At 65.6% G+C, this 25,229-nt stretch carries 27 protein-coding genes; 7 read left to right on the top strand and 20 right to left on the bottom strand.

The genetic code is table 11. From position 1 onward, the window contains the following. Positions 1-80: 80 nt before the first annotated feature. The 3 genes from ACQP2U_RS10175 to ACQP2U_RS10165 form a co-directional block, all read right to left on the bottom strand. The gene (locus tag ACQP2U_RS10175; RefSeq protein ID WP_433714438.1) at positions 81-878 is read right to left on the bottom strand and encodes an N-acetylmuramoyl-L-alanine amidase; all 798 of its coding nucleotides are present in this window, start codon (positions 876-878) and stop codon (positions 81-83) included. Between the two features lie 34 nt (positions 879-912). Further along, on the bottom strand, positions 913-1,719 hold the full coding sequence (locus tag ACQP2U_RS10170) for a hypothetical protein (RefSeq protein WP_433714437.1): 807 nt from the start codon (positions 1,717-1,719) through the stop codon (positions 913-915). A 90-nt stretch (positions 1,720-1,809) separates the two neighbouring features. Further along, positions 1,810-2,439 (bottom strand): LysE/ArgO family amino acid transporter, encoded by a 630-nt coding sequence (locus tag ACQP2U_RS10165; protein WP_433714436.1) that lies wholly within the window; start codon positions 2,437-2,439, stop codon positions 1,810-1,812. 65 nt (positions 2,440-2,504) lie between these two features. On the opposite strand from ACQP2U_RS10165, the gene ACQP2U_RS10160 reads away from it, so the two are divergent. After that, positions 2,505-3,398: a LysR family transcriptional regulator ArgP gene (locus ACQP2U_RS10160; RefSeq protein ID WP_433714435.1), complete on the top strand. Its 894-nt coding sequence runs from the start codon at positions 2,505-2,507 to the stop codon at positions 3,396-3,398. A 40-nt stretch (positions 3,399-3,438) separates the two neighbouring features. Here the strand turns inward: ACQP2U_RS10160 and ACQP2U_RS10155 are convergent, their stop codons facing one another. The 3 genes from ACQP2U_RS10155 to ACQP2U_RS10145 form a co-directional block, all read right to left on the bottom strand. After that, positions 3,439-3,837 (bottom strand): MerR family transcriptional regulator, encoded by a 399-nt coding sequence (locus ACQP2U_RS10155; protein WP_433714434.1) that lies wholly within the window; start codon positions 3,835-3,837, stop codon positions 3,439-3,441. A gap of 27 nt (positions 3,838-3,864) precedes the next feature. Then, on the bottom strand, positions 3,865-4,872 hold the full coding sequence (locus ACQP2U_RS10150; protein WP_433716416.1) for an NADP-dependent oxidoreductase: 1,008 nt from the start codon (positions 4,870-4,872) through the stop codon (positions 3,865-3,867). Positions 4,873-5,087: 215 nt separating this feature from the next. Then, positions 5,088-6,050 (bottom strand): EamA family transporter, encoded by a 963-nt coding sequence (locus ACQP2U_RS10145; protein WP_433714433.1) that lies wholly within the window; start codon positions 6,048-6,050, stop codon positions 5,088-5,090. A 38-nt stretch (positions 6,051-6,088) separates the two neighbouring features. Between ACQP2U_RS10145 and ACQP2U_RS10140 the strand changes: the two genes are divergently transcribed. Continuing rightward, positions 6,089-6,619 (top strand): CGNR zinc finger domain-containing protein, encoded by a 531-nt coding sequence (locus ACQP2U_RS10140; RefSeq protein WP_433714432.1) that lies wholly within the window; start codon positions 6,089-6,091, stop codon positions 6,617-6,619. A gap of 16 nt (positions 6,620-6,635) precedes the next feature. Here the strand turns inward: ACQP2U_RS10140 and dgoD are convergent, their stop codons facing one another. From dgoD to ACQP2U_RS10100, 8 genes are read right to left on the bottom strand one after another with little or no spacing between them, the layout of a single operon-like run. Beyond that, complete coding sequence (gene dgoD / locus ACQP2U_RS10135; RefSeq protein WP_433714431.1) at positions 6,636-7,781, bottom strand: galactonate dehydratase; 1,146 nt, start codon at positions 7,779-7,781, stop codon at positions 6,636-6,638. Then, the gene (locus ACQP2U_RS10130; protein ID WP_433714430.1) at positions 7,778-8,533 is read right to left on the bottom strand and encodes an SDR family NAD(P)-dependent oxidoreductase; all 756 of its coding nucleotides are present in this window, start codon (positions 8,531-8,533) and stop codon (positions 7,778-7,780) included. Before ACQP2U_RS10130 ends, dgoD begins: the two co-directional genes overlap by 4 nt. 8 nt (positions 8,534-8,541) lie before the next feature. Next, on the bottom strand, positions 8,542-9,486 hold the full coding sequence (locus tag ACQP2U_RS10125; RefSeq protein ID WP_433714429.1) for a sugar kinase: 945 nt from the start codon (positions 9,484-9,486) through the stop codon (positions 8,542-8,544). A 28-nt stretch (positions 9,487-9,514) separates the two neighbouring features. After that, positions 9,515-10,126, bottom strand: a complete 612-nt coding sequence (locus ACQP2U_RS10120; protein ID WP_433714428.1) for a bifunctional 4-hydroxy-2-oxoglutarate aldolase/2-dehydro-3-deoxy-phosphogluconate aldolase — start codon at positions 10,124-10,126, stop codon at positions 9,515-9,517. Further along, a complete protein-coding gene (locus tag ACQP2U_RS10115; RefSeq protein WP_433714427.1) occupies positions 10,123-11,010 on the bottom strand; it encodes an SMP-30/gluconolactonase/LRE family protein in 888 nt (295 codons plus the stop codon). The genes ACQP2U_RS10120 and ACQP2U_RS10115 overlap by 4 nt, the downstream gene beginning before the upstream one ends. A 16-nt stretch (positions 11,011-11,026) precedes the next feature. Next, positions 11,027-12,061 (bottom strand): ABC transporter permease, encoded by a 1,035-nt coding sequence (locus ACQP2U_RS10110; RefSeq protein WP_397033019.1) that lies wholly within the window; start codon positions 12,059-12,061, stop codon positions 11,027-11,029. Beyond that, entirely contained in the window at positions 12,058-13,578 is a 1,521-nt protein-coding gene (locus tag ACQP2U_RS10105) for a sugar ABC transporter ATP-binding protein (RefSeq protein WP_433714426.1), read from the bottom strand. The genes ACQP2U_RS10110 and ACQP2U_RS10105 overlap by 4 nt, the downstream gene beginning before the upstream one ends. Beyond that, a complete protein-coding gene (locus tag ACQP2U_RS10100) occupies positions 13,569-14,615 on the bottom strand; it encodes a substrate-binding domain-containing protein (protein ID WP_433714425.1) in 1,047 nt (348 codons plus the stop codon). The genes ACQP2U_RS10105 and ACQP2U_RS10100 overlap by 10 nt, the downstream gene beginning before the upstream one ends. A 148-nt stretch (positions 14,616-14,763) precedes the next feature. On the opposite strand from ACQP2U_RS10100, the gene ACQP2U_RS10095 reads away from it, so the two are divergent. Next, entirely contained in the window at positions 14,764-15,984 is a 1,221-nt protein-coding gene (locus tag ACQP2U_RS10095; RefSeq protein WP_433714424.1) for an ROK family protein, read from the top strand. Positions 15,985-16,153: 169 nt separating this feature from the next. Here ACQP2U_RS10095 and ACQP2U_RS10090 read toward each other — a convergent pair whose 3' ends face one another. From ACQP2U_RS10090 to ACQP2U_RS10065, 6 genes are all read right to left on the bottom strand, one after another. Next, positions 16,154-17,209 carry a DUF4185 domain-containing protein gene (locus ACQP2U_RS10090; protein WP_433714423.1) on the bottom strand — a complete coding sequence of 352 codons (1,056 nt, stop codon included), beginning with the start codon at positions 17,207-17,209 and terminating at the stop codon, positions 16,154-16,156. A gap of 16 nt (positions 17,210-17,225) precedes the next feature. After that, complete coding sequence (locus ACQP2U_RS10085; protein ID WP_433714422.1) at positions 17,226-17,555, bottom strand: hypothetical protein; 330 nt, start codon at positions 17,553-17,555, stop codon at positions 17,226-17,228. A 20-nt stretch (positions 17,556-17,575) separates the two neighbouring features. Next, positions 17,576-18,526, bottom strand: a complete 951-nt coding sequence (locus ACQP2U_RS10080; RefSeq protein WP_433714421.1) for a hypothetical protein — start codon at positions 18,524-18,526, stop codon at positions 17,576-17,578. Between the two features lie 143 nt (positions 18,527-18,669). Further along, positions 18,670-19,272: a DUF4232 domain-containing protein gene (locus tag ACQP2U_RS10075; protein ID WP_433714420.1), complete on the bottom strand. Its 603-nt coding sequence runs from the start codon at positions 19,270-19,272 to the stop codon at positions 18,670-18,672. Positions 19,273-19,538: 266 nt separating this feature from the next. Beyond that, positions 19,539-20,237: a hypothetical protein gene (locus tag ACQP2U_RS10070; RefSeq protein ID WP_433714419.1), complete on the bottom strand. Its 699-nt coding sequence runs from the start codon at positions 20,235-20,237 to the stop codon at positions 19,539-19,541. 138 nt (positions 20,238-20,375) lie between these two features. After that, positions 20,376-21,305 carry a PDR/VanB family oxidoreductase gene (locus ACQP2U_RS10065; protein ID WP_433714418.1) on the bottom strand — a complete coding sequence of 310 codons (930 nt, stop codon included), beginning with the start codon at positions 21,303-21,305 and terminating at the stop codon, positions 20,376-20,378. Between the two features lie 144 nt (positions 21,306-21,449). Here ACQP2U_RS10065 and ACQP2U_RS10060 point away from each other — a divergent pair, with 144 nt between their 5' ends. The 4 genes from ACQP2U_RS10060 to ACQP2U_RS10045 are packed head-to-tail and all read left to right on the top strand — an operon-like array spanning position 21,450 to position 25,215. Then, entirely contained in the window at positions 21,450-22,607 is a 1,158-nt protein-coding gene (locus ACQP2U_RS10060; RefSeq protein ID WP_433714417.1) for an acyl-CoA dehydrogenase family protein, read from the top strand. Positions 22,608-22,616: 9 nt separating this feature from the next. Continuing rightward, a complete protein-coding gene (locus ACQP2U_RS10055) occupies positions 22,617-23,195 on the top strand; it encodes a YiiD C-terminal domain-containing protein (protein WP_433714416.1) in 579 nt (192 codons plus the stop codon). Beyond that, positions 23,192-24,079 carry an alpha/beta hydrolase family protein gene (locus tag ACQP2U_RS10050; RefSeq protein ID WP_433714415.1) on the top strand — a complete coding sequence of 296 codons (888 nt, stop codon included), beginning with the start codon at positions 23,192-23,194 and terminating at the stop codon, positions 24,077-24,079. The genes ACQP2U_RS10055 and ACQP2U_RS10050 overlap by 4 nt, the downstream gene beginning before the upstream one ends. Before the next feature lie 8 nt (positions 24,080-24,087). After that, positions 24,088-25,215, top strand: a complete 1,128-nt coding sequence (locus ACQP2U_RS10045) for an ABC transporter ATP-binding protein (protein ID WP_433714414.1) — start codon at positions 24,088-24,090, stop codon at positions 25,213-25,215. Positions 25,216-25,229 lie beyond the last annotated feature (14 nt).

Here is a 25,229-nt window from a genome sequence, read left to right as displayed (position 1 = left end):
TACTCTCAGGTAACAGCGTTAGCGTAACGCCGTTAACTCAATGGCGATAGTGGTGCACAGCTAACGAATAGTGATCCCGGTCACCCGAGGAATGTGACGATCGCATCGGCGATGGCTTCGGCGTACCTCGCCCGCCCATCCGGCGATTCGATCAGCGCGGCGTCGCCAGGATCGCGCATATTTCCGCATTCCACGAGCGCGGCCGGGCGTTCGGAAAGGTTGAGACCCGCCAGATCCGCACGCGGATTCATGCCATCGGAGCCGACATAGGTCGACGGGACGAAGCCGGACCCGAGCATGGTGTCGCGCAGCGTCGTCGCCAGTCGCTGCGAAGGCTCACCCTGCGCCGGGTTCAGTGGCGGCGACGAGTAGGCGACGTGGAAGCCGTGCGCGCCCGCAGCCGCGCCATCGGCATGGATCGAGACGACAGCCGCTGCGCCACTGCGGTTTCCGATAGCGGCACGTTCATCGACGCAGGGGCCGACGCCCGCATCGTCGTCGCGGGTCAGCACGACGCGAATGCCCCGCGCGGCCAGGGAATCCCGGACCCGAGTGGAGACGTCCCAGGTGAATTCGTGCTCGGTATAGCCATCAGTGCCGGATGTGCCGGTTGTGTTGCAGGCCTTGGTTTTTCCGCGACCGTCCGGCACCTGACGGTTGATCTCGCCGGGCTGGTCGGCATTGCCGCCATTGTGGCCGGGGTCGATGACGACGACGCGGTCATCGGCCATGAAGTGCGGCGGGTTCGTCGTCGGTTCGTCGCTTATTCGCGGCGTCGTGGTGCGCGCCGATGAACCGGAGGCGTCGTGCGCGCATCCGCCGAGCAACATGCCCCACGCGCAGATCGCGGCGGTCGTCTTCCAGCTTCGCCAACGCATGACACCGACACTGCCACAGGCCGCATCGACACAGCTATCGGAAGGCCAGCGCGCCGAGCGTATCCGCGTGCCGGTACTGCAGATACTTCTTGACCGTGTCCGCGGCGACGGCCGCATTGGCGGTGGCCACCGTGACCACGACGAACTCCTTCTCGGTCCCGTCGCGCCATTTGCCGGTGACGAAATTGTCGATGTAGGTGCCCGGCCGCAGGTGCAGGTCCGCATCGGTGAACTTGCCGAGCGCGGCCGTGGCCTGACCCTCGGTCGGCATCGCGAGGACGAATTGGGTGATCTTCAGCCCGCCGCCCTCGGCCCGGTACACCATTTCCGCGGCGTACTGGCAGCCCAGGCCGGTGAGCGTGCCGTTGACCTCGAAATCGCGGCAGTTGGCGTGGTCGCGGCCCTCCACCCAGTCGGCGTGCAGTGACACGTTGTCGAATGTGAAATTCCAGTCCCCGGCGAAGTCGGTGTAGGTGAGCTTGCCCGAGGACGGTTGGCCCGGTCGCGGCGTTGTCGTGGTCGTTCGCGGGGTGCTCGTGCGCGGCGCGCTAGTCGCCGGGACCACGGTGGCCGTGACATTCGATGCCTGCGGTTGATCCTCGTCGCGCGCGGTGATGACGACCAGTCCGACACCGACCACGGCGAGCACCGCGACCAACCCGAGCACCACCGCGACGATCACACCGGTCTTCGGTTTCGGCGGCGGACTCGGCGTCGGCGCGCTGGGATAACCCATCGGATAGCCGGTCTGCCCCCAACCCTGCTGCGCCGAATATTCCACCGGCTGCCCCCATGGCGCCGGGTCCTGTCGCGGCTGCTCCCCGCCGTACGGATTACTCACTGCCTGCCCACCTCTCCCACCGGGGCGGCGACCCCCACCCATCATGTGCTGATCGCGATCCGATCCCACGGCGTTGCAGGTTCTAGCAGCTTAGCCGGTGAGCAATAGGCCCAGCGCAAGCCCGAACATCACGACCGCGATCACCGAATCGAGTACGCGCCACGCGCTCGGGCGGGCGAACAGCGGGCCGAGTTTGCGGGCACCGTAGCCGAGCGAGGAGAACCAGATAATGCTGGCGACCATCGCGCCCCCGCCGAGAAACCAGCGGTCCGGGCTGGTGTAGGTATTGGCGAAGGAGCCGAGCAGTAGCACGGTGTCCAGGTAGACGTGCGGGTTGAGCCAGGTCAGGGCCAGACAGGTGAGGACGGTCGCGCCGAGTGCGACAGTGGCGCCGGTGGATTCCGTGGTCAGGCTCGATGCCGCGCAGACGCGGCGGGCGGCGAGAATGCCGTAGCCGAGCAGAAACGCGGCTCCGGCGTAGCGGATCACCGACAGCAGCGCGGGTGCGGATTCGACCACGACGCCCAACCCGCCGACTCCCGCCGCGATCAGCACGATGTCGGACACGGTGCAGACCGCGACCACGGCGAGCACATGCTGGCCGCGCAGACCTTGGCGCAGGACGAAGGCGTTCTGCGCGCCGATCGCCACGATCAAGGAGAGTCCGAAGCCGAGTCCCGAAATGGCCGCCATGGCCGCCGATGATGCCGTCACATGCATCGACGCTAGATCTGCGGCCGTGACCAGACCAGCTAAATATTCTGAACTACCTTTAGAATTTCTTAATGGACCTCCAGCTCGATCAGCTCCGTGCGCTCAACGCGGCGGTCACCGAGGGCACTTTCGATGCGGCCGCGCGCAGTCTGCGCGTAACGCCGTCGGCGGTCAGTCAACGCATCAAGGCGCTCGAGGACGCCGCCGGTCGGATCCTGCTGCAACGCACAAAACCGGTGCGGCCCACCGAATCCGGGCTCGCGGTGCTGCGCTTGGCGCGACAGATCGAACTGCTGGCTGGAGATGCCGCACGCGAACTCGGCGATATCGAGCGACCCGCGGATCAGCCGATCCGGGTGCCGATCGCGGTCAATGCCGACTCACTGGAAACGTGGGTGATGCCCGCATTGCGCCAGGCGCCCACCGGGGTGTGTTTCGAAATACATCGCGAGGATGAGGAACACACGACTCGATTGCTGCGCGACGGGACGGTGATGGCGGCGATCACCGCCACCGCATCGGCGGTGCAGGGGTGTCGGGTGGAACGGCTCGGCGCCATGCGGTATCGACCGATGGCGAATCCGCGGTTCGCGCGGACCTGGTTCGCCGACGGTTCGAGCGCTGAGGCATATTCCGTTGCGCCCGTTGTGCTTTTCGATCGCAAAGATGATCTGCAGGATCGGCATCTACGGCGGCGGTGTGGGCATCCGGTGGATCCACCGCGGCATTATGTGCCGTCATCGGCCGGATTCGCGGAGGCGATTCGGATCGGGCTGGGGTGGGGCATGTTGCCGGATCTGCAGACTCGGGGTGGTCGGGACCTGGTGCCCATCGATGGGGATTCGTATATCGATGTGCCGCTCTATTGGCAGCAGTGGAAGGTCGATTCGCCGGCGCTCAGTGGGGTTGCTGGTGCCATTGCGGCTGCCGCGGCCGAGGCGCTGTCGGATGGCCCACGGCGGTGAGTCCGATGGTCGGGTTGCCAGGCGGCACCTGCCCGCGCCGCTATTGGACTTCGTCGCGCCGAGCGGTCGGGGAGTCCGCTGCGAGCCAGGGCATGCGGTCGAGCAGCCGATCCCGCAGTTGCGTCAACCGAGTAATGCGCTCGTTCAACTCGGCAACTCGTGGCGGTCCCACGGCCGCGTATCCGGTCGCGCAGCGCGGTTCGAAGGGAAATACGGCGGGCAGGTCCTGGTCCAGGTAGGGAAGGAAGGCCCGGACATCGTCGATGGTGAAACCGATCTCCAGCAGTTCGCGGATGTTGTTCACCTGTTTGATCGCGTTTTCGTCGTAGGTGCGGTACCCCGAGCTGGTGCGTTCGCAGGTGAGCAGGCCCTGTTCCTCATAGAAGCGCAGGGCGCGGGTGGTGATACCGGTGCGCGTCGCGAGTTCACCGATCAGCATCTGTTTTCCTTCCTTCCGTCCGTACGGTCAACGCGCGAGACGTACGACCACCTTCCCGGTGTAGTGGCCTCGGACCAGATCGAGCAATGCCCGCGGCGCGTTTTCCAGCCCGTCGACGAGGGTCTCGGTTTGGACGAGTTGCCCGTCGGCAACCCAGCGACGTAACCGTTGCCCGAATTCCGCCGCCAGATCCAGATGGTCGAGCATGGTGAAGCCACGCAGCGTAATCCGCTTACCGATCACCGGCAACAGATCTCCGGGACCCTCGTCGGGCAGACCTCCGGACCGCTGCCGAGCGAGAGCACCACAGAGCGCGATGCGTCCGCCCACATTCATCACCTCGATCGCCGCCCGCAATTGAGCGCCACCCACATTGTCGAAATACACATCTATTCCGTCCGGCGCGACCGCTCGCAACTGCTCGGCCAGGGGTGCGTCGTGATAATCGAACGCCGCGTCGAAGCCGAGCTCGTCGATGACATGGCGTACCTTTCGCGCCGAGCCTGCGCTGCCGACAACCCGACCCGCGCCGAGCAGCCGCGCGATCTGGCCGGCCATGCCACCGGTGGCGCCCGCCGCGCTGGAAACGAAAACCGTATCGCCGGCACGCAGACCCGCCACGGCGGTCAGGCCCGCGTAGGCGACCAACCCGAATCCGAGATACGTGGACGGCGACGGGTACGCGTTCGGATCCACGATCCGAATCGCGCTCGCCTCGGCCACCGCGTACTCCCGCCAACCGAGCCGATGCAGCACCAGCGCGCCCTCCGGAACAGTCGGATCCGCCGAGGCGACGACCTCGCCGATCGCGTCCCCGAACATCGTGGCGCCAACAGCGAACGGCGGCATGGGAATTCCCGGATAGGCACCGATCTGCATGAGCATGCCCGGATCGATCGACATGTACAGATTCCGCACCAGCACCTGCCCCGGCGACGGATCTGGCACCGGCTGCTCGACCACACGGAAGTCGGACAGTTGCGGAAACCCGTCCGGTCGTGCGGAAAGCTGGACAGCCCGTGCGGTTCGCGTCATAACAGTCATGGGAGTGACGCTAAAGATTGACGTATACGTGAAGGTCAAGCCTGGGCCGGATGCGGTTTCCGCCATAGCCCGGCCGATGTGCCGCGTCCAGATAGCTTCTGAGGCGATTGAGATCCGTCGAGCGCAGTCATATGGCGGTGCCCGCTGGGCGTGTGCCGCGTTTCGACTGCGCTCGGCGAGTGAGCCGGAACGGACAGCGCGGCAACCTAATTGGACGGGGCAGCAGTGGTTTGCGGAGCAGGGGTGGTTTCGCCTTGGCGGACGGTGATTACGCCTATGAGGATCAGGGTGCCGCCGAGGAGCTGGAGGGGGCGAGGGGCTTCGCCGAGGAGGATCCAGGCGAAGGCCAGGGCGGCCAGGACTTCGAAGAGGGCTACGAAGGAAGCGAGGCGCGAGCCGAGAAGGCGGGTGGCGGCGATGCCGGAGACGTAAGCGAGGGCGGCGGTTATCGTGCCGAGCGCCAGGACGGGAAGCCACCAGGAGACGGTGCGGTATTGGAAGACAACGGGGTTGGCGGTCGCATGGAGCGGGACGATGCCGATCGCGCCTGCCGCGAGAAGGGCGAGTCCACCGAGGAGGAGGCCACCGGCGGCGAGTACGGTGCCCGGCAGGGTGCCATCGCCGTGGGCGGAGAGCAGGAAGTAGGCGGCGGCTCCGATCATGGCGGCGAGCGCCCATGCGATGCCGATGCCGCTGGCGGCCAGCCCGGAGCGCAGGTCGATGACCAGGAGCAGACCGGTCATCCCGAGTAGTGCACCGAGAACCGTTGCGGTGCTCGGCCGTTGGCTCTTGCGCAGCCATAGCCAACCGACCACGGCGACCGGAGCGGTGTATTCGATGAGCAGCGCCACGCCGACTTGCATGTGGGCGACGGCGTTGAAGTAGGCGAGTTGGGTACCGGCCACGGCGAGCAGTCCGTAGGCGGTGATCAGGAATGCGTTGCGGCGCAACAGATCCCAGTTACCGCGCAGCTGCACCAGCGCGATCGGAACCAGAACCGCCGCGGCGACCAGCACGCGGACCGCCACCACGGACGCGGAACTCCAGCCCGCATTCATCAAGCCGCGAGCCAGTGAACCGGATAGTCCGAACGAGGACGCGGACACCACCGCGCAGAGCAGTCCCATTCGCAACCGCTGCGCAGTGCTGTCATGAGTCATCGCAACCATGAGTAATGACGCTAAAGTCGGTCAGGTAATATGTCAACATGGTCTTTGCTCATGACACTGAGGCGGCGTTGGTTGCCGCGGTGGAGTTGGTGAATTCGGCGGAGGAGCCGGATACGTTGACCGAGATCGCCCAGCTCGACGAGTTTTTCGTCAAGCACGTCTACACCGGCGCGCACTCCGGGGACGCCGTCGAACTGGCGGCGGTACGTGCCTTACGCACGCCGCTGCGTCGCATGCTGACCAGTGATCGCGATACCACGGTGCGGCTGATCAACGAGACGCTGGCGAAGCATCGTGCCCTGCCGCAATTGGTCCGGCACGGGGATGTCGATTACCACATCCACGCGGTATCCGCGCAGGCTCCGCTCCCTGTCCGCATAGCCGTAGAGACCGCGATGGCAATGATCGATCTGGTCCGCTCCGATGAGCTGAGTCGGCTGTCCCGCTGCGCCGACGAGGGCTGCGAAGGACTGGTTCTCGATCTCTCGCGCAATAGATCGCGCCGCTACTGCAGCACCGCATGCGGGAATCGCAATGCTGTCGCTGCCTATCGCGCCAGGAAGAAGTGAACGGACAAGGAAGGCATCACCACTCGGCGAAGGAACCGTCCTTGCGGTGCCAGATCGGGTTTCGCCAGCGGTGGCCCTGTTCGGCGGCGCGGGTCACCGCCGCTTCATCGATCTCGATGCCGAGGCCGGGGGCTTGGAGCAGGTCGACGTAGCCGTCGCGGTAGGCGAAGACCCCCGGGTCGGCGAGGTAATCGAGCAAATCGGAGCCGGTGTTGTAGTGGATGCCGAGGCTTTGCTCCTGGATGAGCAGGTTGGGGGTGGCGAAGCCGACCTGGAGGCTGGCGGCGAGTGCGATGGGGCCCAGGGGGCAGTGGGGGGCGAGGGCGATATCACGGGCCTCGGCGAGGGCGGCGATGCGGCGGACCTCGGAGATACCACCCGCGTGGGAAAGATCGGGTTGGACTACGGCGATGCCCTGATCGAGGACCGCATTGAAATCCCAACGCGAATAGAGCCGTTCACCGGTGGCGATGGGAATGCTTGTCGCGCGGGTGATCTCGCCGATCTGGCTGCTGCACTCCGGCACGAGTGGTTCCTCGACGAAGAACGGCAGATACGGTTCGAGCAGCGGCAGCACCCGCCGCGCCATCGGAATGGACAGGCGCCCATGGAAATCGACGGCGATATCGAAGTCGTCGCCGGTCGCCTCGCGGACTGCCGCTACTCGATCGACAATGCCGCGGGTCGCGCGCGGTGTATCGATCAACTCCAGTTCGGCGGAGCCGTTCATCTTGATCGCGGTGAAGCCCTGCTCTTTTCGTTCCACGGCCGCCTGTGCGACATCGTCGGGGCGATCGCCGCCGATCCAGCTGTACACCCGAACCCGATCGCGCACGGCACCGCCGAGCAACTGCCAAACCGGTACGCCCAGTGCCTTTCCGGTGATATCCCACAGCGCCTGGTCGATGCCCGCGACCGCACTCGACAGGATCGGTCCGCCCCGATAGAAGCCGCCCTTGGTGAGCACCTGCCAGTGTGCTTCGATGCTCATCGGATCCTTGCCGACAAGGTAGTCGGCCAGTTCGTCGACAGCGGCGGCGACCGTGTTGGCGCGGCCCTCGACTACCGGCTCACCCCAGCCGGTGATGCCCTCGTCGGTCTCGATCTTCAGGAAGCACCAGCGCGGAGCGACCAGGTAAGTGGTGAGTGCGGTGATCTTCACCGGGACTCCTTTCGCACACTCCAGCCGCCGTCGACGACCAGGTTGGCACCGGTGATGAAGGATGCGTCGTCGGAGGCGAGGAAGGCGACCGCGGCGGCGACCTCCTCGGGTGCACCCATCCGGTCCAGCGCGGTGGCCTGGGCGGATTGCCGCCGACCTGCCTCGTCTACGTCATCCCACACCGGGGTGAGAATCGGGCCGGGCAGTACCGCATTGACCCGCACATGCGCGCGCCCGTACTCCACGGACAGCTGCCGCACCAATGCGGTCAACCCGCCTTTGGCGGCGGCATAGACCGGATAACCGGGCAGCCCGAAGTGGGCGTGCACGCTGGAGACCGCGACCACATTGCCACTGCGGCTGCGCAGATCATCGATGAAGGTGTGCAAGCCGAGGAATAGCGGGGTGAGATTGACCGCGAGACCGTCATCCCATGCCTGCCTGGTCAACTCGTGTGCCGGGATGGTGGCCTGTCGGGATGCGTTGCTGCACAGGAAATCCAGCGGTCCGAACAGTTCGTTGACGCTATTGCGTAGCTCGATCCAGGAAGCCTCCGAAGTCACATCGCACCGGACGAATTCGGCGCGATGACCGGCAGCACGGATCTTCGAAGCGACCTCGCGCCCAGCCGTTTCGGCGATATCGGCGATGACTACCGCCGCGCCATCGGCGGCGAGCCGGTGGGCGGTGGCCGCACCGATGCCGGACGCACCCCCGGTGACGACCGCGACCCGGTCTGCCAGACGACTCATGCTCTTCCCTATCGGTTGATGTCGGCGCCGGTGAGCAGGCCGAGTTCGTGCCGGAACGGCAGACCAGCCCAATCACCGGGTACGGATACGGCGAATGCGCCGCAGGTGGCGCCCAATTGCAGGCTGTGCCTCGGCGACCCGTTGTCGAGCACACCAGCGAGGTAGCCCGCGACGAACGCATCGCCCGCGCCGACCGGGTCGACGCTGCGGATATCCACCGCTGGCTGCTGGATCAGCTCGCCGTTGTGCAGTGCGAGCGCGCCTTCGGATCCGAGTTTGATCACAACCTGCGAAGGGCCGAGTGCGGCGAGGGATTGCGCCATCTCGGCTGGGGTCGCGGCAGGTACCAGAATGGCCGCTTCATCCATGCCGGCGAACACGATGTCCGCGCGCGAAACGAGCTTCGAAAGTTCCACGGCCGCATCGGATTCCGACCACAATGCGCGGCGGTAGTTGATATCGAGAGAGATGGTCGCCCCGGCATCGACGGCGATATCCAATGCCGTGTGGACGGCGTCGCGAGCGGATGGGCTCAGTGCCGGGGTGATGCCGGTGAGATGCAGCACCCGTGCGGCGGCGATCTGGGCCGTATCGATATCGGCGGCCGACAATCGAGATCCAGCGAAACCCTTGCGGTAGTAGGTGACTCGCAGGTGGGCGGCGGTTCGTCGCTCGCGCAGCATCAGCCCGCTCGGCAGTTCCGCATCGATTCGGCACCGCGAGATGTCGACCTGTTCGGCGCGAAGTCGATCGAGCACCATGGTGCCGACGGCATCGGCACCGACACTGCCTACCCACGCGCTCTCGTGCCCCAACCGGCGGACGCCGATGGCGACAGTCGCTTCCGCGCCGGCGAAATCCATGCGCATTGCCGCGCCGGGAGCCAGTGGACCGGGCTCAGTGGCGGCGATGACACCGAGTGCTTCGCCGAGAGTTACCAATCCGCCGGTCATTGCCGCGGCTTTCGCGCGGAGAGAGCCCTCATTGCAACGCCTTCCGGACCGCGGAAGCCCGCTCACGCAGCGCATCCAGATCACCACCGATGCACGCATCACCGACGAGCGGCGAACCCATGCCGAGTGCCCTGGCACCCGCATCCAGATACGCCCTGGCATCGGCGAGGCCGATACCACCGGTCGGCACCAGCGGGATCTCCTTCAGCGGACCCCGAATCGCCTTCACATAGCCGGGACCGCCGATCGAGGCCGGAAAGACCTTGACCATGGTCGCGCCCGCCTGCCACGCACTGTGGATTTCGGTGGGCGTGAACGCGCCGCAGATCACCGGGACGCCCATGCGGCGGCCCTCCGCGATGACCTCGGCGCATACCGTGGGAGTGATCAGGTATGCCGCACCCGCGTCCACAGCTCGTGCGGCATCGCTGGCGGTGAGCACGGTGCCCGCGCCGACAGCGTGGGCAAATCCGGCGCACTCGCGCAGTGCGTCCAGTGCCCCTGGCGAATTGAGCGTGAACTCCACTGCCGTGATGCCCGACTCGTGCAATACGGCGGTCACCTCGGCGAACCTAGCGGCCGTCGGCGCGCGCAGTATTGCGATTACCGGTGGGTCCAGGGTGAGGACGTGATCGGTCATGGGTTACTCACCAACCTCGCATCGGAGTAGGTATTCGGCGCAAGACCGGTCACACCCGGCCTACAGGTGAACAGCCGCCCGGCGTCCGGTTCAGCGGAACCCTCGGCGGCCGTGGTGATGACGAGAACATCCAGGTCCGATCCAGCGAAAGTACAACTGGAGACCTGCGCCGGGCCGACATCGATCACCGCATACGGCCGACCCGATGGATCGAACGAACGCACCTGTCCCGCGCCCCACACCGCGACCCAGACGAAACCCCTGGCGTCCACGGTCAATCCATCCGGCAGGCCGTCGGGAAACTCGGCGAAGGTACGCCCGTTGCCGAAAGTGCCGGTGGCCGAGTCGTAGTCGAAGGCCTCGACTCGATGTGTCGGGCTGTCCGCGTAATACACGGTCGCACCGTCCGGGCTCCAGCCGAGCCCGTTGGAGATCGTCACCTGCTCACGCACGGTACTCAGCTGTCCATCGGGATCGAGTCGATACAGCGCTGCGGTACCCGCGATTTCGTCTTCGGACATGGTCCCGGCGAACAGTCGCCCCCACGGGTCGGCCTTGGCATCGTTCATGCGCCGCCGTACCCCGTCATCGGGCAGCGACAGGGCCGCGACCTCGGTCATGGTGCCGTCGACGAGATGCAAAAAGGTGTCGACGGCAGTCGCGATCAGCCCGCCGGATGCACACGGCACCACCGCGCTGACCCGCTTGCCCACTGCCACGGTGGACCGCTGCACGAGATCACCGTCGCGCAGTTTCGCGCGATGAATGCGTCCGGCCGGTATGTCCACCCACAGCACCTCATCGGTTCGGTCATCCCAGACGGGTCCCTCACACAACCTGCCGGGCCTCGGCGAGCACCGATCGGCCTTCAGTTCGATCATCATTCGCTCCTGACGGGTCCTAGGTCGGCAGCCCGACCGCACGTTCCCCGCTGCGCCGCTGCTGAATAACAACCGCCGCCACCAGCAGTGAACCCTGTGCGACGTTCTGCCAGAACGTATTCACACCGACCACGTTCAGCCCGTTGTCCAGCGCACCGAGCAGTACGACGGCCAACAGCGTGCCACCGATCGTGCCCTTGCCACCCTTGAGCGCACATCCACCCAACGCCGCCGCGGTAATGGCCTTCAGCTCGAGCCCCTCACTACCCGAGACCGGCTGCCCGGAGCCGGTCCGAGCGGTCAGGATGATTCCGGCAACAGCGGCCACGGCACCAGCCAGCACGAACACCGCGATCAGGTACTTGTTGATATTGATGCCGGAAAGCCTCGCGGCCGTGTCATTTCCACCGATGGCATAGATATTGCGCCCGATATCGGTGTACTTCAGCAGCACATGCATACCAATCGCGACCACCGCGAGAATGACCACCGGCACCGGCAGACCCAGAATCTTGCCGCGAGCGATGAAGATGAACACATCGTCGCCCAGCACGAATCCCTGGGCCTTGCCACCGGATATCAACTGCGCGACACCTTTGAACGCGGCGAGGGTGGCCAGGGTCGCGATCACCGGATTCACGCGACCGTAGACGATGATCAGCCCGTTGATCCCCCCGAGTACCAACCCGACACCGATCGCGGCCAGAATGCCCAACCAGGGATTATCGGCGGTCGCGGTGAAGGCCATCGCACTGATCACCGACGCGACACCGGCCTGTGAGCCGACCGAGATATCGAGCGCACCACAGATGATCACGACCGTCTGGACCACGGCGAGCAGGCCGAAAACCGTTACCGCTTCGCCGATTCCGGCCAGATTCGCCGGATCCAGATAGCCGTCGTTGAGCCAGGCGAAGATCGCGACGACCACCACCAGTGCGCCGATCAGACTGAGATTTCCGGTGCCGATCGCCCGCACCAGCCGACGCGGGGTGAGCATCGATGGTGCGGCGACGGCGGCCTGCGCCGGAATCGAAAGTTGTTGGTCTGTCATGGGTTTCCTCGCGATGTATGCGATAGATCGGCGGCCATGGCCAGCGCGAGGATCGCCTCCTCACTGGCCTCTTCGCGGTCCAGTTCACCGGTGACCCGGCCGTGCTGCATGACCACGATCCGGTCGGCCAGGCCGAGCACTTCGGGTAGCTCCGAGGAGATCACCAGCACCGCGACACCGGATTCGGCCAGTTCCTCGATGATGTGGTAGATCTCGATTTTGGCGCCGACATCGACGCCACGGGTCGGCTCATCCAGGATGAGCACCTTGGGTTTTCGAGCGAGCCAGCGGGCCAGCACGACCTTCTGCTGATTGCCGCCGGAGAGCTTGCGCACCTCCTGCTCGATGGAAGGTGTTCGCACCCTGAGTGATTCGACGTACCGGCGGGCGAGTCGGCGCTCCTCGCCGCCCCGGACGAACCGCAGCCGCCGCAGGCGGTCGAGCGTCGCGAGCGAAATATTGTCGCGCACACCGCGATACAGCAGCAGCGCTTGTGCCTTGCGTTCCTCCGGCGCGTACCCCATCCCGGCCCGCACCGCATCTCGCGGTTGCCGAAGACGCAGTTTCTTACCGTCCACCCTGACCTCGCCGGAGCGGATCGGCAGATCGCCGGCCAGCGCACCGGCCAGTTCCGAGCGGCCCGCACCGACCAGCCCGGCCAGCGCGACCACCTCACCGGCGTGCACCCGCAGACTCACATCGTGGACATCATCGGTGGTCACCGCATCCGCTTCGAGCACCACGCGCCCCGGCGTAGTGTGCTTGCGCGCGAACAATGTCGACAGATCCCGGCCGACCATCATCCGCACGATCTCGCGATCGGTGGTGTCGGCGGTGGCCCGCGCGCCGACGAGCGCCCCATCGCGCAGCACCGCGACGCGATCGGCCAGCCGGAAGATCTCCCGCATCCGATGCGACACATAGATCACCGCGAGACCCTGTTCGCGCAATCGACCGATCAGCGCGAACAGGGATTCGGTTTCGTGGTCCGACAACGAGGAGGTCGGCTCGTCGAAGGCGATCACCTTGGCGTCGGTCGTCAAGGCGCGCATGATCTCCACCAATTGGCGTTGCGCCGCGGTGAGTTTCGATCCGACGGTGTCCGGATCGAGGTCACGGTCGAAGCCGAGTCGGGCGAGGTCGGCGCGCATCCGTTCGCGCAGGGCGGCCTGGTCGAGCAGGCGGCCCGAGCGGCGCGGCAGCGATCCGAGATAGACGTTCTCGGCGACGGAAACATGCGGCACGATCTCCGGTTCCTGGCCGATTACCCGGATGCCCGCCGACCGCGCGTCGGCAGGGGTGGCCAGCTCGAGTCGCACACCATCCAACTCGAGCCGGCCACCGTCCGGGCGGTGATCGCCACCGAGGATGCGGATCAAGGTGGATTTACCTGCCCCGTTCTCACCCATCAGTGCGGTCACCGCGCCAGCGGGAAAATCCAGGCTTACTTCGCGCAGGGCCGGCACCCCGGCGAAGCTCTTACTCAGCCCGGATACCCGCAGTCCGGTCAGCTGCATGTGACGCCCGCCTGCTGCCAGTTGGTCGAGTCGACCATCTTGGTCGGCGCGTAGGCCTCGGGCGGCATCTGCTTGCCGTTCTTCAGGTAGTCGTAGATCGTCTGAACCGACAATGCGCCAACGTCTTTGCCATTGATGAACAGCGCCGCCTTGAAGCCGGTCGGCTTGCCGCCGCGCCATTCCTTGCAGGCCAGATAGGCGCCGAGGCCGACGCCGAGCACATTGTCGGCGGAGTATCCGGCGTTCTGGATCGCCGCGACGCCACCGCTGACGTTCTCGTCGTTGCAGCCCATGACAATCCAGTTCTTCACCGACCGATTGCCCGACACCGTCGCCGAGATCTTGTTCTGCGCGTCCGACGGGGTGTTGTCGGTGCCGACCTCGATCATCTTGACGTCCACACCGGCGGCCTCCTTGAATGCCTTCTGATTGGCCTTGACCCGGTCGGTGCACACGGTCACGTCCTGTTTCCAGGCGTCGATGATCGCGGTCTCCTCCGGCTTCCATCCTGCCTTTTTGAAGTCCTGACCGGCCCGGGTGCCGACCTCGGTCCCCATCTGGGTACCGCTGAAGCCGACCCGGGGCACCAGATTGTCCTTCGCGCAGGACGACGGATCCGGTCCATTCGTACAGACCTGGTCATCGGAGGTGAGCAGTGCGACACCACCGGTCTTCGCGAGCTGGGCGACCTGCGGACCGACCGACGGATCAGGCACTACGACGATCACACCGCTGGCCTTCTGGTTCACCGCGTTCTGCACCTCGGTAACCGCCTTGTTCGCGTCATTGCCGAGATTCACCACCTTCAGATCGATGCCCAACTCCTTGGCCTTGGCCTTCGCGCCCTCGGCCTCGCCGATGAAGTACTCCTGATCGCCCTGCTTCTGCGCGTAGACCAGGCTGATCGCGCCGGTGCTGTGCTGCGGACCGCTCGCCTGCGAATCGTCTTTGCCCGATGAGCAGGCCGATACGGCCAGCGCGAGCGATACCCCGCAGAAAACGGCTCTGGTCCAACGGCTTCGGTGGGTCCAGGACATGGGGTGCTCCTCTGAATACTGCGCCGGGCGCTCGGCGTCTTGTAGTGACCTGGGTTACAGTAGGACTTCGGATAACCGTTGTAAATAGTCTTGTCATAAGTGCTCGGGTAGCGTCTGCGAATATCAATCGGAAGGAGATGGCCCGACCGTGTACCAGCTGACCGCGCGCGATATCCGCCGCCGGAATCGGTTCTATGTACTGCAGGCGGTCTATGCCGCCGCGGGCCACACCAGCCGTCAAGAGATCGCCCGCGCCACCGGGCTCTCGTTCGCGACGGTCGGCAATATGATCGCCGAACTACTCGATGTGGGGGTGCTCGCCGAACTCGGCTACGACGCGCCCGGCATCGGGCGGCCGCGGGCACAGCTGGCGATCAATCCGGCGCGCGGCACTCTCGTCGGTGTCGATATCGCCGAAACCAGTATTCATCTAGACCTTTTCGACCTGGCCATGACGGTGCTGCGCTCGGTGGAGATCGCGGTTGATCCCACGGCCACCCGACCCGAGGACGTCACCGAGTTGATCGTTCGCGGCATCGGCGAGCTGACCGCCGACGATGCGGAGCGGGTGCTCGGGGTCGGATTGAGTGTGCCGGGCTTGGTAGCACCCGAAGACGGCGTCTCGGTGTTCTCGCCGTACTGGGACTGGCACGACGTGTCGTTGAAATCGCTGCTGCAACCGCGGGTGCCGCATCCGCTGTATCTGGACAACCCGTTGAAAGCCAGTACGGCAGCCCATCTTTGGTTCGGCGCCGGTCGGGATGTGGACGATCTGATCGTGGTCACGCTGCGTGCCGGAGTCGGCATCGGCGTCGTCATCGATGGCGCGCTCTATCGCGGCGTGACCAATAGCGCGGGCGAATGGGGCCACACCAACCTCGTCATCGACGGACGCGAATGCCGCTGCGGGCGTCACGGCTGCGTCGAGGCCTATGTGAGCGCGCGCGGAATCGTGCAGACCCTGCGCGAAATCGCACCGGCCAGTCCACTTCTCGCGGCCGACGATGCCGCCACCATCGCGGCCATCGCCGCCAGCGATGACCCGATCGCCAGCGAGGTCATCGAAAAGACCGGCAACTACCTGGGTGTCGCCGTCGCGAACTTGGTGAACCTCTTCAACCCCCGCACCATGGTTTTCGGCGACTTGGTCGCGAATGTTCTCGGCGAACGCCTACTCGACGCAACCCGCCGCGTAGCCGCCCACCACGCCATGTCCGACCCCTTCGCCGCGGTAACCCTGCAACTGTGCACCCTCCCCCACAACCCCGTCAGCCTCGGCGCCGCCACCTTCGCCCTCGAAGGCTTCCTCGCCGACCGAGAAACCTTCGGCTCCATAGCCGCGCGGCGCGCCATTCGCTCGACCACATAGCTCGTTGGTATAGAGCGCAGAGGTCATCGGTCGCCGTGTCGCTCGGTCGGCTATAGCGGCGACCACACACCGATGCGGCCAGGCTCGTCGGCGCGTCCTGACGATCCCGGTCGTGCGCTGCGGCGGCGAGTTCGTAGGGGAGCGGCCCGCCGCCGTCGAGGCATGGTGGCTACGGCGTGATGCCGTCGAATTGCATGACCCAGTAAGGACTGTTCGTGGTGGTATTCCATTGCGAGACATACAGGGTCACGTCGGTGGGCGAGGTGGAGCGGGGGTGAATGTAGCCGCCGTAGAGCTGGGGGAAGGAACGGACCCAGAACTGCCACCACGGGACGGCACCGTAGATCTGCCGTTTCGCTCCGGTCCATACCCGGTCGATTGCCGGTGCGGTGCGGGTGGAGATGCAGTAGCCGCCGACGTCGAAGTAGGACATGACCCACGTTCCGGCAAGGTTTTTCACACTCAACTCCCCGATGGGGCCCATCCCGGCGAACAACGGGGTGGGTGTCAGGTTGCCCCATTGCCAGGCCGAGCCGTTGTAGCCCCAGTACTCGTAGTCGGCGCGGCTGGCGATCTGCTGCCACGGCACGCGCATCAGGATCGGACCTCCTCGATTGTGGATGCGCCCCCACTCTTTCGACACGACATACAGGTAGCCGTCGCCGTTGTTGTTCCCGATGCCAGCGAAGGACTGCATCATGAACGGGCTCCAGCCGTCGTAGCCGTCGCTGCCGTCGTTGGGCCACACCATCGCGTAGTCGGTCCACGTATCGCCGTCGTCGTCGGAGTAGGCCAGCGCGCAGAACAGCGCCCCGTACCGATCATTGGGCACGTTCCAGTCGTGAACGCTGGTGTAGGTCAACCACGTTCGCCCGTTCGGGTCGACGAAGGCGTCGTTGGGAATCCGGGTGACCTCGAACCCGTAGCCGTTGTCGGCGTTGTGGTTGTAGGTGAGGGCTTGTGTTGCCTGCGCCCCGCCGGGCGTTGCGGTGAAGGTGGTGGTGGCATCCGGAAGGTCGGGGCTGAACAGCAGGATCGGCGAGCCGAGCCATGCGCCGGAGCCTTGGCTGTCGCCGGTGAAGGTGTCACCGAAGACGAATCCCGACCGGCCCGGCTGGAAATGGCCGCGGTCATAGGGGATCCCGAGGTCGGCGCCACCCACCCTGAACTGCCTGGCCGTACTTCCGGCGTACCCGGTGATCGCGGTGCCCCAATGTTTCGACATGGGTTCTCAATTCGACTTATCCGGCGGCGAGGACGAATCGGGTCCATGCCGCGGCTCGGTTGGCGTTCTCGGTCCAGACCTGCCTGGTAATGAGGTCGATGGCATAGACACAGCCCTCGCGGACCCCACCGTTGTAGGTAGCGAACCACGCGGTCGGTCCGGCTTGCGCTGTGGCGCAGGCTGTTACGTCGGCGAACGCCCCTTCCGGGAACGTGATCTCGGCAACGGTGGCAGCGGTGAGGGCCGCCAGGGTGCCGCCCGCGGCGGCGGCCGCCGCCGCCCGTACCTGTGGCACGCAGTCGGTGATCACGAAAAAGCGGCCGTTCGTGCTGGCGATTGTCGGCATGCGAATACTCCCTCGAAGGACTATCGAGTGGGTGGCTGGAACCCTGCGATATCGAGCTTCTGTCCGATTGCCGCGATCGCGTCGACGAGGGACCACCCGCCGAGTTGTGGCCAGCCGCTGCCTTGTACACCCCGCATCTGAATCCACTCGTCACGAATGCGGCCGTCGGGGTCACGCGGCAGCGGTACCTGGGTCGGCCCCGGCGGTGCTGCGAACCCGGGCAGCCCGAGAGCCTGCCCGACGGCGGCGACACCGTCGACGAGGGTGTGATCCGCCAACTGCGGCCAGCCGTTGCCGCCGATACCCATGAATTGAATCCACATATCGGTCACCGGATCCGGCGCGACGACTCCGACACCGACCTGGTTGGCGAAGTCCTCCGGCGAGAAACCGTCGGCGGAGTTCATATCGCAGTTCCCGAAGGGCGGGGCGCCCTCGGGCAGGCCACCACCATATCCCTGACCGTCGGTGTACTGGTGGGCGATCTGACCGGGCAGGTTGGGATTTCTGCCGTAGCCGGCGCCGATCATATTGAGCCCATCCGGGCGCACCGGCCACATGCTGTCGAAATCGGGCCGGTTCGCATAGCCGATGACCCGGCGGGTGGAGCCCAGCCAGTCGGCCAGCCGCCAATAGGCGCGATTGATACCGTCGGACTCGTCCCCACCGGGATTGCCGCCCGACTCCACATCGATCATGGAGATCATCCTCGGATGCGGGCCCCCTGCCTGGCCGACCATGCTCCGGTGGGTGTCGACGGTGTCGAGCCAGTTCGGCCGCCAATAGAAGTAGACGATGAAGCAGGCTATTCGCCCCTCGTCGGCGGCTCGAGCAGCCCAAGCATAGTTCGTGTAGAAGTTGTGGTCCCGGTAGGTCCCGTCGTTGGAGCGACACGAAAAGATTTGGTACGGATAGGAATCATCGACCGGAACTTGGAACTCGGACACATCGGCGAAAAGGGAATCGACCATAATCCCCTCCAAGAGGTCGACCGGCCCACGGCGGGACCGGATCTCGGGTGATAGCTATCCATTCTCCGGGACCGGGCCTGCCACGTCATCGATAGTGCACTTCTCGTGACCGCGTCGTAATCGGCGGCGCCGCAACGAAACAGCTACTGGCCCCGGGCACCCGCAACGACGGCACGGACTCTCAGCTGGGCCGTAGTCACCTGCCCGGCACCGCACGCCGTCGCGGCGCGCTCGAGATACAGCGATGCGGTGTTGTCGGGCGGGTAGATTCGCAGCCCCGGCACCGTCACCGGCCGACACTGCTCGGTCGGAATGTTGCCGACATTGACCGCGAATACAAGCGCCGACGCCTGGCCGCCGGGAGCCAACCGGACCGGACCGGACGAGGTGCCCTCGCGGGCGGCAGCCGCACCGACAGGTGCGCTATCGGGGCCGGTGACATAGGAGACACCCGGGAAACCTTCGAGTACACACGGACCGGACCCGTTGTTGGTGAACACGATCGGGAAGGCGACAGTTCCGGCAGCCGCGGTTTCCGGTCCGAGACCAGCGGCCAGATCCGATGTCCGACATTGCGGTGCAACGGCATCCGAATCGCGCACGGACGACGTCCGGGCGGCCGACGATTCCGAAACCACATGCAGCGCCGGGCCCGCGCTGTTGCTCGTCGTATCCGGCGCCGAGGGTTGCGAACCGCAACCGCTGACCGTCGCGACTGTAGCCGCAGTGAGCAGCCACCACGCCATCCGCCATCTCCTCACAACATCTCACCGTACTCCGCGAGCAGGCCGATGTGCAGCGGAAACGCCATCACCACAACCGGATACGCCACGCAGGATCGGTCACGGTCGGCGCGAACAACCCGATATCCCGGGCCCGATGACATGCACTCACGAGCTGATTCGCAGGCGAATCCCGGCGTACGGCGATACAACGAAGACCCCGCCCGGGGTGAGAACCCGGGCGGGGTCGGGTGTCCCCCAACGAACGCCGTTGGGATCTTCTTCGCTATCTACTTCGCCGGAGTCACAGGTGGCTCGTTGATAGTGGAGAAGTACTGGATGACCGCGCCGATGGCGACCGGGGCGGTCACGAAGATCTGACCGGCCAGGGTGCCGAGGGCGCCGACCGCGAGGACGCCGCCGAGGCATCCGATGGCGGCAGCCGGGATGAACGCGCCGAACAGGCCGATGATGGCGGCCGAGGCAACCGTGGCACCGGCGATACCGCCTAGGACACAGCCGATGGCGCCGCCGCTGAGGCCGCCGACCAGGGTGCCGATGGTGGCGCCCATGGAGATGGTGCTGGTCATTCGGGACCAGGCGGCCTGCTCACGGTCGTACTCGCTCTTCCACGGCGCCTTGTCCTCGAAGGGCAGCGCGACCGGCTTGTAGGTCGCGTGCGCCATGTCGAACTCCGGCGTCAGGGTGGCCGAGCGGTCGGCGATTTCGGCGGCGATCGGGAACTCGAAGTCGTCGACGCGGAATTTCAGCGGCATTCCGGTGAGCACGGTGCCGTTACTCGCCTTGATCTTGAAGACGCCGTCCTCGACGACCATGGCGCCCGCGTCGGTCTTGATGATGGTCTGGGTATCGGTGGCGGAGGCGGTGAATCCGACCGCTTCGTCACCGTCGGTCTGCGCGCCGGCCGTACCGGCGGCGATCCCGACCGCGGCGACCAGTCCGGCGGCCACCGCAACGATTTTCCTCATCGTTATTACTTTCCTCTCGGATTTTCGGGGACGTCGGCGCGCGAGCGCGCCGCATGCCGGTCGCGGATCGCGCCGACAGGTTCAGAGGTCACAGCGACCAGTCAGGTGCTGTGTTGATGGTTCCCTCGCTGCGCTCGGCTACAGGTCGAGGACGAGCACCTCCGACCCCGCCCGGGAGACGCACAGCATCATCGTGTCGCCGCGTGCCTGCTCTTCGGCAGTGAGCACTGAATCGCGGTGGTCGATATCGCCTGCGAGCACGGCGGTTTCGCAGCTGCCGCAGGTGCCCTCGCGGCAGGCGGTGATGATCTCGATCCCCGCGGCATCGAGGATGTCGACAATGGACTGAGTCGCGCCGACGCGGAAAGTTCGTCCACTGCTCGCCAATTGGATCTCGAAGGAGCCGCGCGCCTCGAATGCCACCGGCCGCGGCACGAACCGTTCGACATACACGTCCGAATTGCGCCGCGCTCCCTCGGTTTCCACGGCGGCCAGCAGCGGTTCTGGTCCGCAGCAATAGATCGCGGAATCTGGGTGCTCGGCGAGGATGCCGGGGATCGGCAGCAGTCCGTGCTCGTCCTGTGGCAGCAGTCGTGCCTGCGGGTAGCGAGCGATGTCCTCGGCGAAGGCCATATGCGCCAGGGTCCGTCCGCCGTAGTACAGCTCCCACTCAGCACCACCGGCCTGCGCGGCGGCCATCATCGGCAGGATCGGAGTGATTCCGATACCACCCGCGATGAACACGTAACTTCCACGCCCGACGAGCTCGAAATTGTTACGGGGAGCCGAAATACGCAGCTCCGAGTCCACAAGCGCCGTCCGGTACAGATATTCGGACCCACCGCGCCCCTCCGGTTCGCGCAGCACCGCAATCCGCCAGTGCGGCCGATCCGCAGGATCACCACAGAGCGAGTACTGCCGCACCCCCGCGGCGCCGACCGCCACGTCGATATGCGCGCCCGGCTCCCATGACGGCAGCTGCCCACCCGCGACCGGGGTCAGCTCGAGCGAGAACACTCCCTCGGCCTCGTCACGGCGGGCCGACACCCGTACCGGAAACTCCGTCATCTGGTCCCCTCGGCTATCTCGTCTTCGCGACTACCGTCGCCGAGAGACCACCGATTCGCACCGGACGAATGCGCAGTCGATTCGCACAATCGACGTTGACTATCGACCCGACTCGGACGCCGCCCGCCCACCGAAACTGACGCCATGAACACTGTGGCGCATGTGGTGGACAAGACCACCCAGTTCATACGTGACCAGGTAATTCCGGTGGAACGCGAGGTCGTCGTCGACGGGCGCGTCATGGACGACGCGCTGCGGCTCGAGCTACAGAAGAAGGCGAAGGAGGCGGGCGTCTTCGGCCCGCTGTCCGCCCCGGAGTACGGCGGGCTCGGCCTGGACACCCGCGCCCAGGCGCGGGTGTTGGAAGCGGCCGGTGCGAGTCTGCTCGGCCCGATCGCGGTGAACGCCTGGGCGCCCGATGACGGAAATATCCACCTGCTCGCCCATGTGGCCGATGCCGAACAGCAGCAGCGCTATCTGGCCCCGCTGGCGGCCGGTGAGGTGCGTTCGGCCATTGCGATGACCGAACCCGCGCCGGGTGCCGGATCCGATCCCGGCATGCTGCAGACCGTCGCGGAGGAAACCGATGACGGCTGGATCATCAACGGCGCCAAACATTTCACCACCGGCGCGCAGGGCGCCGCGTTCACCATCTGTGTCGCGCAGACCAGCGACGGACCCACCATGTTCCTGGTGGACCAGGACAATCCGGGGCTGAAGATCGGCCGACGGATGCCGACGCTCGATCACTCCAGTGCACCGGGCGGGCATTGCGAGATCGCTTTCGTCGACTGTGCGGTGCCGGATTCGGCCGTGCTGGGCGCGGTTGGTCAGGGACTCGTACTCGCCCAGGTCCGGCTCGCGCCGTCGCGTCTGGTGTTCTGCATGAACTGGCTCGGCCTGGCCGTGCGTGCGCATCAGCTAGCTATCGAACACATCAGCACCCGAAAGTCTTTCGGTGTGCCGATCGCCGACCACGGTCTGGCGCAGGGACTCGTCGCCGATAACGAGATCGATATCGCCGCGGCACGTGGCGTGATCCGCACGGCGGCCGAGACCATCGACGAGCAGGGGCCGACGTCGTCGCAGGCGCGCCACGATGCGTCGATTGCGAAAACGTTTGTCTCCGAGGCGGTCTGGCGGGTACTCGACCGGGCCGTGCAGCTGCACGGTGGACTCGGTGTCTGCGAGGACTACCTGGTCGCCCGATTCCTGGTGGAGGCCAGGGCCTTCCGCATCTATGAGGGTCCGTCCGAGGTGCTGCGCTGGTCCATTGCCCGTCGCGCACTGCGCAATCGCTGAAGGAGAGAGATGAATACAGTATCGCGAAGCGATTCCATGAGGGGTGGCGGCCGGGTGGCGGGTGGGCCAACGCGTGAAATAGTCGGGTTCGCCGCCGCCTATCCCGAACTCGATTGCGATGCGGTCGATTATGAATATCTGCGGACAGTATCGCAGGATATGGTGCCGTTCGGACGATACGTCGGCACCCTGATCACCGAGATCTCGCCGGACCGCGCGGTCGTGGAGATTCCCGCCAGCGACAGCGTGCGCAACCACATGGGCACCGTGCACGCCGGTGCGCTGTTCACCGCCGCCGATATCGGTGGCGCGGCCGCCTTCGTCGGTGCGGCCGCCACGCGCCTGAACAGCGTCGAGCGGCTGGTACTGCGCGCGGGCACGGCGTCCTATCGCAAACCGGCGGTCGGTCGGATCCGCGCCATTGCCACCGTCGATCAGCGTGAACTCGCCGAGGTGCTGGCCGCCACCGCCTCCAACCGTTTCGAACTGTCCGGCAAGGCGTCGCTGCTCGATGACGCCGATGTGGTCGTCGCGAAGTTCACCTTCGACTACGTCTGCGATATCGCGATCACGGAGGCGCAGCAGTGACAAGCACCGCACCTCAGCAGGAGTTCAGCACCCTGGAGTCGACTACGGTATCCACCGCCGATGGCGTCGAGTTCACCGTGCGCTTCTTGCCCGGCAAGAAGTCCGATGCGCCGGTAGTGCTGATCCTGCCCGCCATGGCGATGAAAGCCAAGAACTACCTGAAGTTTGCCAAAGAACTACACGCCCAAGGCCTTTCGGTCGCCACCTGCGATTTGCGCGCACACGGTGAGGCGAAGCCGGAATTCGGCCTGCACCGCGATTTCGGCTACCGCGAGATGTTGGAAATCGATGTGCCCGCAGTGGTTTCCGCCGTGCGCACGCGATTTCCGGAGGCGCCGATCCATCTGTTCGGGCACAGTCTCGGCGGCCAGCTCGCTCTGCTGTACGCCGCTGCCGAGCCCGACCAGGTCGCCGGAGTGACCATCATCGGGACCGGCACGGTGTTCTGGTGGGCATTCGGACCGCGCCGCTGGTTCGAGGCGCTGAGCCAGATCCAGTGGATCGGCTTGGTATCGCGCTGGAAGGGCCACTGGCCCGGCGGCGTACTCATCCCGGCACCGATGCCGGGCCGCGTGATGCGGGACTGGTCGATGCACTCGCTGACCAGCTACTACCGCCCGAAAGGTTCTGCGCGACAGTACAACACGCTGTTGCGCCGGATGACGTTGCCGGTGCTGGTCATCTCGCTGTCCGAGGATGTGCTCGGCCCGAAGTCCAACGTCGACTTCCTGGTCTCGCGGATGCCGAAGGCGCGGGTCACGCGGTGGCATATCGACGAGCATGCGCCGGTCGAGCACCGAGATCACTTTCAGTGGGTCAAGGATGCGCCGGCGATCGCGGCCCGGGTGGCGACCTGGGTCGTCGCGGGCGAGCTGCCGGTCTAGGAGATCTGGTGGCACGACTGCGCATCGAGCGGGTATCCAAGCACTTCGGCACGACCTATGCGGTGCGGGAGGTGAGCCTGGATATCGCGGACGGTGAGTTCATGGTGTTACTCGGACCGAGCGGCTGCGGAAAATCCACCCTGCTGCGGATGATCGCGGGTCTCGAGGATCCAACCGATGGTCGAATCCTATTGGACGACACCGATATCACCCATCGGGCACCGCAGCAGCGGGACCTGGCCATGGTGTTCCAAAGTTACGCGCTGTATCCGCATCTAACGGTGGCGAAGAATATCGGCTTCCCCTTGCGGGCACGCCGCACACCGCGCACGAAGATCGCCGCGCGAGTTGCGGAGGTGGCGACAGCGCTGGGGTTGGACGAGTTGTTGGGTCGCAGACCTGCCGCATTGTCGGGTGGGCAACGACAGCGAGTTGCCCTGGCACGCGCCATGGTTCGTGATCCAGGTGCGTTTCTGATGGACGAACCGCTGTCCAATCTCGATGCGAAATTGCGCAGTGCCACTCGGGCCGAACTGATTTCGCTGCATCGCACATTGCGAGCGACGTTCCTGTACGTCACCCACGACCAAGTCGAGGCGATGACCATGGCGGATCGGATCGCACTGCTCAATGACGGTCAGGTGGAGCAGGTCGGCACCCCGACCGAACTCTACGACCGTCCACGCTCGACCTTCGTCGCTGGATTCCTCGGTGCGCCACCGATGAATCTGTTCCCCGCGACCGTCACCCAACGCGACGGTCGCCTGTTCCTGATCGCCGATGGCATAGACACCGAATTGGCCATCGCCGCAACGGATTTCGACGCCGACATCGAGGTCATCGCCGGAATCCGCCCTGAACAACTGCGCATCGACTCGGCCGACGCCGCCATCCGCGGCCACGTACGGATGGTCGAGAACCTGGGTAGCGAGGAACTGATCCACTTCAGCATCGGCGAGCAGACACTGTGCGCCCGCGCGCCGCGTCCGGCCGGAGTGCGCGCCGACGAACCGATCGGGCTGCGCGTCGATCCCGCCTACCTGCACTTGTTCCACCCGGAATCCGGTCTGCGCCTGACTTGGCGAGAGCCGCAGCGGGATTCGATGAGCGGCGGCACTGTTGTCGCCGTCGCCTGATTCGTAAACAACCA

The sequence above is a fragment of the Nocardia sp. CA-084685 genome (assembly GCF_050955785.1).
Lineage (GTDB): Bacteria > Actinomycetota > Actinomycetes > Mycobacteriales > Mycobacteriaceae > Nocardia.
The sequence above is the reverse complement of the archived record's forward strand: the minus strand, read 5'-3'. Positions and strand labels throughout refer to the sequence as shown.

Coding starts and splice junctions, on each gene's coding strand:
- ACQP2U_RS10075 (WP_433714420.1), bottom strand. CDS start 19,272: ATGGCGTGGTGGCTGCTCACTGCGGCTACAGTCGCGACGGTCAGCGGT.
- ACQP2U_RS10145 (WP_433714433.1), bottom strand. CDS start 6,050: ATGGTTGCGATGACTCATGACAGCACTGCGCAGCGGTTGCGAATGGGA.
- ACQP2U_RS10085 (WP_433714422.1), bottom strand. CDS start 17,555: ATGCCGACAATCGCCAGCACGAACGGCCGCTTTTTCGTGATCACCGAC.
- ACQP2U_RS10150 (WP_433716416.1), bottom strand. CDS start 4,872: ATGACGCGAACCGCACGGGCTGTCCAGCTTTCCGCACGACCGGACGGG.
- ACQP2U_RS10055 (WP_433714416.1), top strand. CDS start 22,617: ATGAATACAGTATCGCGAAGCGATTCCATGAGGGGTGGCGGCCGGGTG.
- ACQP2U_RS10130 (WP_433714430.1), bottom strand. CDS start 8,533: ATGAGTCGTCTGGCAGACCGGGTCGCGGTCGTCACCGGGGGTGCGTCC.
- ACQP2U_RS10140 (WP_433714432.1), top strand. CDS start 6,089: ATGGTCTTTGCTCATGACACTGAGGCGGCGTTGGTTGCCGCGGTGGAG.
- ACQP2U_RS10100 (WP_433714425.1), bottom strand. CDS start 14,615: ATGTCCTGGACCCACCGAAGCCGTTGGACCAGAGCCGTTTTCTGCGGG.
- ACQP2U_RS10090 (WP_433714423.1), bottom strand. CDS start 17,209: ATGTCGAAACATTGGGGCACCGCGATCACCGGGTACGCCGGAAGTACG.
- ACQP2U_RS10120 (WP_433714428.1), bottom strand. CDS start 10,126: ATGACCGATCACGTCCTCACCCTGGACCCACCGGTAATCGCAATACTG.
- ACQP2U_RS10080 (WP_433714421.1), bottom strand. CDS start 18,526: ATGGTCGATTCCCTTTTCGCCGATGTGTCCGAGTTCCAAGTTCCGGTC.
- ACQP2U_RS10065 (WP_433714418.1), bottom strand. CDS start 21,305: ATGACGGAGTTTCCGGTACGGGTGTCGGCCCGCCGTGACGAGGCCGAG.
- ACQP2U_RS10160 (WP_433714435.1), top strand. CDS start 2,505: ATGGACCTCCAGCTCGATCAGCTCCGTGCGCTCAACGCGGCGGTCACC.
- ACQP2U_RS10155 (WP_433714434.1), bottom strand. CDS start 3,837: ATGCTGATCGGTGAACTCGCGACGCGCACCGGTATCACCACCCGCGCC.
- ACQP2U_RS10125 (WP_433714429.1), bottom strand. CDS start 9,486: ATGACCGGCGGATTGGTAACTCTCGGCGAAGCACTCGGTGTCATCGCC.
- ACQP2U_RS10110 (WP_397033019.1), bottom strand. CDS start 12,061: ATGACAGACCAACAACTTTCGATTCCGGCGCAGGCCGCCGTCGCCGCA.
- ACQP2U_RS10175 (WP_433714438.1), bottom strand. CDS start 878: ATGCGTTGGCGAAGCTGGAAGACGACCGCCGCGATCTGCGCGTGGGGC.
- ACQP2U_RS10070 (WP_433714419.1), bottom strand. CDS start 20,237: ATGAGGAAAATCGTTGCGGTGGCCGCCGGACTGGTCGCCGCGGTCGGG.
- ACQP2U_RS10105 (WP_433714426.1), bottom strand. CDS start 13,578: ATGCAGCTGACCGGACTGCGGGTATCCGGGCTGAGTAAGAGCTTCGCC.
- ACQP2U_RS10060 (WP_433714417.1), top strand. CDS start 21,450: ATGAACACTGTGGCGCATGTGGTGGACAAGACCACCCAGTTCATACGT.
- ACQP2U_RS10165 (WP_433714436.1), bottom strand. CDS start 2,439: ATGCATGTGACGGCATCATCGGCGGCCATGGCGGCCATTTCGGGACTC.
- ACQP2U_RS10115 (WP_433714427.1), bottom strand. CDS start 11,010: ATGATGATCGAACTGAAGGCCGATCGGTGCTCGCCGAGGCCCGGCAGG.